This window comes from Arthrobacter sp. Y3223164, assembly GCF_059091005.1.
Map to the genome: position 1 here is coordinate 1 of NZ_JBNHGF010000136.1, position 6,662 is coordinate 6,662.

Consider the following 6,662-nt stretch of genomic DNA (forward strand, 5'->3'; position numbering starts at 1 on the left):
CGCCTCTCGGACACCGCCGGGCGCCGCCCCCTGGTGGTCGCCGGGCTGACCGTGGCCGGGCTCGCGATCGCAGCCATCGGGTTTACCGAGTCAGTTCCGGTGTTCGTCGCAGCTTCGGTCATCGCCGGTTTCGGGTCCGGACTGCTCGGACCGGCGCAGCAGGCCGCCGTCGCGGACATCATCGGCAACGACCGCAGCGGCGGCAAGGTGCTGGCCGTCTTCCAGATGGGCACCGACGCGGGCGCGATCATCGGCCCGGTCTTGGCCGGAGCGCTCGCCGACCGGCTTAACTACGCCTGGGCCTTCGGGGTCACCGGCGCGATCATGCTGGCGGCGGCGCTCCTGTGGCTGCTCTTCGGCCGCGAGACGCTGGTGAAGCCCCAGGAGGAACCTGCGGCGGGCTGATCCCGGCAGCGAACAACCCTGGAAACAGCTGTTAGCCCCACCTGGGTTCCAGTGGTAGCCAGGCGCCGCGTTCGCCGCTAGTCTCTGATCCATGACCGTTGGGGGACGCGTTGTGGCGGCGGTGGCCGTCGTGTTTTGGGCCGTACTGCCCGGGTTCGGACTGACCGACTTGTCGACCATGTTCGTCGAAGATTCCTATTTCGCCGAGGTTGCGGCGCTGGAAACCAGCTGGGGCGTGCTCACCACCTTCGCCGTCGCACTGGCTTTCGGCTGGGCGGCGTTCCGGCCAAGGGACATTGTGCCGGTGCTCGCCCTGCTGTGGCTGACGACGGCGGCGCTCCTCTTGGGTGCCCTGCTCGGCGCGAGCCCCGGACCCGTGGTGATGGCCGCGGCACTCGGCATCATGTCCTGGGGCCTGTGGTGGTCGTCCCGGCGCGCCGGGACGCGCTTTCCGGCGCCGCGGATGGCGGTGGACTGGCCGCTGATGGTGCTGGCCGTGCTGGCCCTGCCGTTCTGGGCCGCCTACGCCTGGTACGCCCTCGGGGTCTCGCGTGCCGCGGGCTCGAAACCCGAGTACTGGACCATGGGCATAGACCACTGGCCGGTCCAAGGCGCCCTGGGCATTACGCTGGCCGCCGCCGGCCTGCTGCACGCGCTCTGGCCGCCCGCACGCGCATTGCTGCGCACCGTGCTGGCGTTCAGTGCCGTCTCGCTGGGCACCAGCTGGCTATTGGGGCCGGAAACAGGAGGCAGCGTCGACGTCACAGTGCTGGCCGTCGCGTCCCTTGTCTGGGGCCTGCTCATCGCGGTGCGTGTCGCGGGCCCGGAGTCGGCCGCCGGTGAAAAACCCGTCACGGCGGCCGGGGTGGTCAGCGACGGGCACACGACCGAAAGTGACGCATGACTGGCAGCGACGGGCACCGGCCGGACAGCGACCGGCGCCCGTCCGGCAGCAACGCCCGTTTGGCGGACCAGACCAGCTGGCGCTAGTTCAGCAGAGCGTCCACGAAGTCCTCGGTCTCGAACGGCGCCAGGTCGTCGGCGCCTTCGCCCAGGCCCACCAGTTTCACCGGCACGCCAAGGCTGCGCTGGATGGCGACGACGATGCCGCCCTTGGCGGTGCCGTCCAGCTTGGTCAGCACGATGCCGGTGATGTTGACGACGTCGGCGAACACCTTGGCCTGGTTCAGGCCGTTCTGGCCGGTGGTCGCGTCCAGCACCAGCAGCACCTCGTCCACCGTGGCCTGCTTCTCGATCACGCGCTTGACCTTGCCCAGTTCGTCCATCAGGCCCACCTTGTTCTGCAGGCGCCCGGCGGTATCCACCATGACCACATCGACTTCCTGCTCGATACCGGCCTTTACCGCCTCGAAGGCGACGGACGCGGGATCCGCGCCATCGACGTCGGACTTCACGGTGGGCACGCCCACGCGCGATCCCCAGGTGGCCAGCTGCTCGGCCGCGGCCGCACGGAAGGTATCCGCCGCACCGAGGATCACGTCCTTGTCCTCGGCCACCAGCACGCGGGCCAGCTTGCCCACCGTGGTGGTCTTGCCGACGCCGTTGACGCCCACCACCATCATCACCGCGGGGCGGTCGGCATGGCGCATCACGGCCAGCGATCGGTCCATGGACGGGTCCACAAGCTTGATCAGTTCCTCGCGCAGCATGGCCTTGACCTGCTCCGGGCTGCGGCTGCCCTCCACCTTCACGCGGTCCTTGAGCGCGTCCACGAGTTCCATCGTCGGCTCGGTGCCCAGGTCGGCCAGCAGGAGCGTCTCTTCGATTTCGTCCCAGACGTCGTCGTCGATCTTGTCGCTGGCGAGCAGCGCCAGGAGCCCCTTGCCCAGGGCGTTGTTGGACTTGACCAACCGGGCGCGCAGCCGGGACAGGCGGCCCTGCACCGGCGCCGGCGTCTCCACCGGGATGGTCTCCAGCGCGGCGGCGTCCTCCGGAATTTCGACGTCGGCCGGCGGCAGTTCCTCCTCGGTCGGTGCGCCGAGGGGCGGTGCGGGGGCCGTCTGTCCGCGGGGCGCTTCCAGGGTGCCGGTACCGCCCCCGGTCGGCGGCATGGCCGGGTCGTTCGCGTCCCGGGTGGTGGTGTATTTGCCGGGCGGGGTCCTGCGGCCCCGCAGCAGCAGCGTTGCCACCAAACCGATGACGACAATGGCGATAACTACGTAAATGATGATCATGGTTGCGTCCACGGTTCCTAGCCTAGCCGCTGACCGTTCCGCGTCACGGGTCGGGCGGCGCGGCCGGACATCCACGTTCCAAGGCCCGGCGCAGCGACTGTACGATCAACGCATGAAGCCGTTCCTGCTCCTGGCCACGCGCGCCGAAGACACCGCAGCCGATGAGGAGTACGCGGCCTTCGCCCGTTTTGGCGGCCTGGAACCGGGCCAGTTGCAGCGCGTGCGGCTGGAGGCCGGACCAATGCCGGCCATCGATCTGGACGATTACAGCGGAATCATCCTCGGCGGCAGCCCGTACACCTCCAGCGACGACGACGCGTTCAAGTCCGCCGCCCAGCTGCGCGTCGAGGCCGAGCTGGAGCAGCTGCTGGACACCGTCGTCGCCCACGATTTCCCGTTCCTGGGCGCCTGCTACGGCGTCGGCACCCTGGGCCGGTACGGCGGCGGCGTGGTGGACCGGCAGTACGGCGAGCCGATCGGCGAGGCGCAGATCGTGCTGACCGACGACGGCGCCGCCGATCCCCTGCTGGCCGGCCTGCCCCGCGAGTTCGGCGCCTTCGTGGGCCACAAGGAGGCATGCTCGGTGTTGCCCGCGGGCGCAGTGCGCCTGGCCGGGTCCGAGCACTGCCCCAACCAGATGTTCCGGCTGCAGGACAACCTCTACGCCACCCAGTTCCACGCCGAGTTGGACGTCGACGGCCTGCTGACCCGGATCTGGATCTACCGGGACGCCGGCTATTTCCCGCCGGACCAGGCCGATGCCGTCATGGGACGGGTGCGCGGACGCACCGTGACGATCCCGCAGCGGATACTTCGCAACTTCGTCACCCGCTACGCCACCGACCGACACAGCACCCACCGAACCCCACGAACCCCACCGGAACGAGGAACCGAATGAGTTTGAAAGAGCAACTGCAGGCCGACGTCGTCGCCCACATGAAGGCAGGGAACAAGACGGCCCTGACCACGGTGCGCAACGTTTTGGGCGAGATAGCAACCAAGGAAAAGTCCGGCAAGACGCCGGTGGAGCTGGACGATGCCCAGACCACCGCGCTGCTGCAGAAGGAAGCCGCCAAGCGCCGCGACACTGCCCGCATCTACGCGGAAGCCGGAGAGCCGGAGCGGGCCGCCGCGGAAATCGCGGAAGCCGAGGTCATCGAGGCGTACCTGCCCCAGCCGCTCACCGAGGCCGAGGTCGCGGAGATCGTGGACAGCACCATTGCCGGGCTCAAGGCGGACGGCGCGGAGCTGTCCATGCGGCAGATGGGAGCGGTGATGAAGCCGGTCACCGAGAAGGTGGCGGGCCGCTTCGACGGCAAGGCCGTCAGCGAGATGGTCCGCGGGCGGCTGGCGGGGCAGTAACCAAAGCGGTGAAAGGTCAGTGCGCCAACTCCGGCGGCCAGACGATCCGGAAGCGCTCGAACACGACTTCGTTGTCTCCGCGCCACTCGATCCCCTGCGCGGCACAGACCCGCTTCCAGTAGATCAAGTGCTGCTCCAGCCAGGTCGAGCGCTGCCGGTCGTCTTCGGCCTCATCCCAGGCGAACGCGTCGTCCACGCTGTCCGGCGGCCCCAGCCGAAGCTCGGTGGAGCGCAAAATGACCCGGGGCTTGCCCGAGCCGTCGCAGGCCACCCAGTGGTCCCCGATCCGCGGAAGCCGTTCCCCCTGCCGGTGGAATTCGGCCACCAGCGCGGCCGTGGCGCGCTTCGGGCCGGCGATGACCAGCCCCAGCAGCGCGTCCGCGAGCGCGGCACTGTCGCCGAAATGGTCGACGACGGCTTCCTCACCGGGGCCGATGGCTTCCGGCCGCGCGGCTGCGTACTCGCTCCACATCTGCAGGGCGGCATCACGGTCGGGGCTGGCGCACGGTGTAGTCACCGTCGAATCCTAGCGGGATGGCCGCCCCCGTAGGATCCTGGGCGGGTGGCTTGGCGCCGGAAATCCCTAGGCGGGGTGGCCGGCGTCGAAATCCTGGACGTCGCTGAACGACAAAAGGCCGGTGATGTCGCCGCCACGGGTCTCAAGCGGGGACAGCAGGAAACCGGTGTGGTCGCCGAGATCGACCTTCTTCACGACGCGCCCGACCATGACGCGCGCGGCGTCCGCCAGCAGCGGAACATCCTCCGGTCCGGGCAGCCAGTCGCAGTGCGCGAACTTGTCCAGGTCGTCGCCCGTCGCGGTGCCAAACAATTCTGCGAGCGCCCGCTGGCCGCGCCCGAGCACGTGCACCGCCAGCACGCCTGCCTCCAGCGCCACGGGATGGGTGCGGTTCTGCTGCGAGATGCACACCAGGAACAGGGCCGGCTTCAGGCTGCATTGCGTGGCGAAACCTACCAGGCAGCCGGACCGCTCGCCTCCGGCCCCCGCTGCCGTGACGATGTACATCGGATAGTCGAAGCCCCGCACGAAGTCGTCCATCAGCTGCCCGGTTGTTGCCTGTTTCTGCGCCATGCCCACATCATGCCGTACTGGACGCCGATGCCGCCCCCGGACGCCCTGGGGGGGGACGGCGGACGCGCCGGCCGGGAGGCCCCGTTGGCGGTGCTGCCGCCTTGACGGCCTATCCGGTGCATGGTTGTGTCGAAGTTGTCCCCCCAACCAATCAACCAGCGCGTCCCCATGACCTTTCGCCCCTCGCACCGGCCGATGAGGTTCATCACCAAGAACGGGAGGCACTAATTTGAAGAACGTATTTATCCTCGGACTGACCGATTTCCAAGCCGGCGAGTTGCAGACCGTCCGCGGCGCCGAGAACTACACCTTCCACAGCCTGCTCGACTACGACCGGCTGGTCCGCGAGAAGGACATCGACTTCACCGCCTTGCTGGACGCGGCGCGGCAGCAACTGCGCGAGTTTGACGGCAGTGTGGACGCCATCGTCTCCCACTGGGACTTCCCCACCAGCGTGATCGGGCCGATCCTGGCCAAGGAATACGGAATCGCCGCTCCCTCCCTGGAGAGCGTGCTCAAGTGCGAGCACAAGTACTGGAGCCGGCTGCAACAGCGGGAATCCATCCCCGAGTGTGTCCCGCAGTTCGCCTCCTTCGACCCGTTCGACGACGATGCGCTGCAGCAGATCGACATTCCGTTCCCCTTCTGGGTCAAGCCGGTGAAGGCGCACTCGTCCAACCTCGGGTTCCAGATCCGGAACGAGGAGGACTTCGACGAGGCCATCCGCGCGATCCGCGCGGAAATTGCGCAGGTCGGCGACGCCTTCAACGAGGTCCTGCAGATGGTGGACCTGCCGCCCGAACTGCAGGGCGCCGGCGGCAACACCTGCCTGGCCGAACAGTTCGTCACCGGCACCCAGGCCGCCCCCGAGGGAACCATGTTCCGCGGAAAATACAACGCCCACGGTGTGTTCGACATGCACAAGGACGCCGCCGGCACCAGCTTCGAGCGGCTGGACTACCCCGCCAACAGCGTCCCGGAGTCCGTCCAGCAGCGCATGATCGACCTGTCCGAGCGGTACCTGCGCCATGTGGGCTTCGACAATGGCTGCTTCAACGCCGAGTTCATGTGGGACGAGGCGGAGGACCAGCTCTGGCTCATCGAGGTCAACACCCGCATCTCCCAGTCCCACAGCGACTTGTTTGCGAAGGTGGACGGCGTCTCCAACCACGAGGTCGCCATCGACATCGCGTTGGGTGTCGAGCCGTCGATGCCGCACCGCAAGGGCGAATTTGCCGTCGCTTCCCAGTGCATGGTCTTCCACGACGAGGACGCCATCGTGACCCGCGTGCCGGACGAGCAGGACACGGCGCGGCTGGCAAAACAGATTCCGCACGCCAACTTCACGCCGCAGGTGAATGTGGGCGACCGGCTCTCCGAACTGCCCAACCAGGACAGCTACCGCTACGTCATCGGCATCCTGTACCTCGGCGCCGACGACCGGGAGCAGCTGGTGCAGCGCTACGACGCCGCGTTGGAAGCGCTGCCCTTCGAGCTCGAGCCCGTCCCGGCCGCCTCCCGGTAACCCCTGCCGACCCGGGCAGACTCCCGGTAATCCCACACGCCTCCGGGCCGCCGTCGCGCGGCCCGGAGCCGGGCGGTCGGAAGCC

The 6,662-nt window shown here is 68.5% G+C and carries 8 protein-coding genes; 5 read left to right on the forward strand and 3 right to left on the reverse strand.

Going from position 1 to position 6,662, the window contains the following annotated elements; genetic code table 11:
* Positions 1–405: MFS transporter (locus AC5RUJ_RS08755; protein ID WP_494155765.1), on the forward strand; the 405-nt coding region annotated here is incomplete at its 5' end.
* A gap of 91 nt (positions 406–496) precedes the next feature.
* Positions 497–1,309, forward strand: a complete 813-nt coding sequence (locus tag AC5RUJ_RS08760) for a hypothetical protein (RefSeq protein WP_494129004.1) — start codon at positions 497–499, stop codon at positions 1,307–1,309.
* 82 nt (positions 1,310–1,391) lie between these two features.
* On the opposite strand, the gene ftsY is transcribed toward AC5RUJ_RS08760, so the two are convergent.
* Positions 1,392–2,600 (reverse strand): signal recognition particle-docking protein FtsY, encoded by a 1,209-nt coding sequence (gene ftsY, locus AC5RUJ_RS08765; protein ID WP_494129012.1) that lies wholly within the window; start codon positions 2,598–2,600, stop codon positions 1,392–1,394.
* Between the two features lie 112 nt (positions 2,601–2,712).
* Here ftsY and AC5RUJ_RS08770 point away from each other — a divergent pair, with 112 nt between their 5' ends.
* A complete protein-coding gene (locus tag AC5RUJ_RS08770; RefSeq protein WP_494012315.1) occupies positions 2,713–3,498 on the forward strand; it encodes a glutamine amidotransferase in 786 nt (261 codons plus the stop codon).
* Positions 3,495–3,962 (forward strand): GatB/YqeY domain-containing protein, encoded by a 468-nt coding sequence (locus AC5RUJ_RS08775; RefSeq protein ID WP_494022912.1) that lies wholly within the window; start codon positions 3,495–3,497, stop codon positions 3,960–3,962. Before AC5RUJ_RS08770 ends, AC5RUJ_RS08775 begins: the two co-directional genes overlap by 4 nt.
* 16 nt (positions 3,963–3,978) lie before the next feature.
* Here AC5RUJ_RS08775 and AC5RUJ_RS08780 read toward each other — a convergent pair whose 3' ends face one another.
* Both AC5RUJ_RS08780 and AC5RUJ_RS08785 read right to left on the reverse strand, forming a co-directional pair.
* Positions 3,979–4,479 (reverse strand): ASCH domain-containing protein, encoded by a 501-nt coding sequence (locus AC5RUJ_RS08780; protein ID WP_494129005.1) that lies wholly within the window; start codon positions 4,477–4,479, stop codon positions 3,979–3,981.
* A 66-nt stretch (positions 4,480–4,545) separates the two neighbouring features.
* Positions 4,546–5,052: a flavin reductase family protein gene (locus AC5RUJ_RS08785; protein ID WP_494129006.1), complete on the reverse strand. Its 507-nt coding sequence runs from the start codon at positions 5,050–5,052 to the stop codon at positions 4,546–4,548.
* A 229-nt stretch (positions 5,053–5,281) separates the two neighbouring features.
* Here AC5RUJ_RS08785 and AC5RUJ_RS08790 point away from each other — a divergent pair, with 229 nt between their 5' ends.
* A complete protein-coding gene (locus AC5RUJ_RS08790) occupies positions 5,282–6,577 on the forward strand; it encodes an ATP-grasp domain-containing protein (protein WP_494022911.1) in 1,296 nt (431 codons plus the stop codon).
* Positions 6,578–6,662 lie beyond the last annotated feature (85 nt).

Coding starts and splice junctions, on each gene's coding strand:
- AC5RUJ_RS08760 (WP_494129004.1), top strand. CDS start 497: ATGACCGTTGGGGGACGCGTTGTGGCGGCGGTGGCCGTCGTGTTTTGG.
- ftsY (WP_494129012.1), bottom strand. CDS start 2,600: ATGATCATCATTTACGTAGTTATCGCCATTGTCGTCATCGGTTTGGTG.
- AC5RUJ_RS08770 (WP_494012315.1), top strand. CDS start 2,713: ATGAAGCCGTTCCTGCTCCTGGCCACGCGCGCCGAAGACACCGCAGCC.
- AC5RUJ_RS08775 (WP_494022912.1), top strand. CDS start 3,495: ATGAGTTTGAAAGAGCAACTGCAGGCCGACGTCGTCGCCCACATGAAG.
- AC5RUJ_RS08785 (WP_494129006.1), bottom strand. CDS start 5,052: ATGGCGCAGAAACAGGCAACAACCGGGCAGCTGATGGACGACTTCGTG.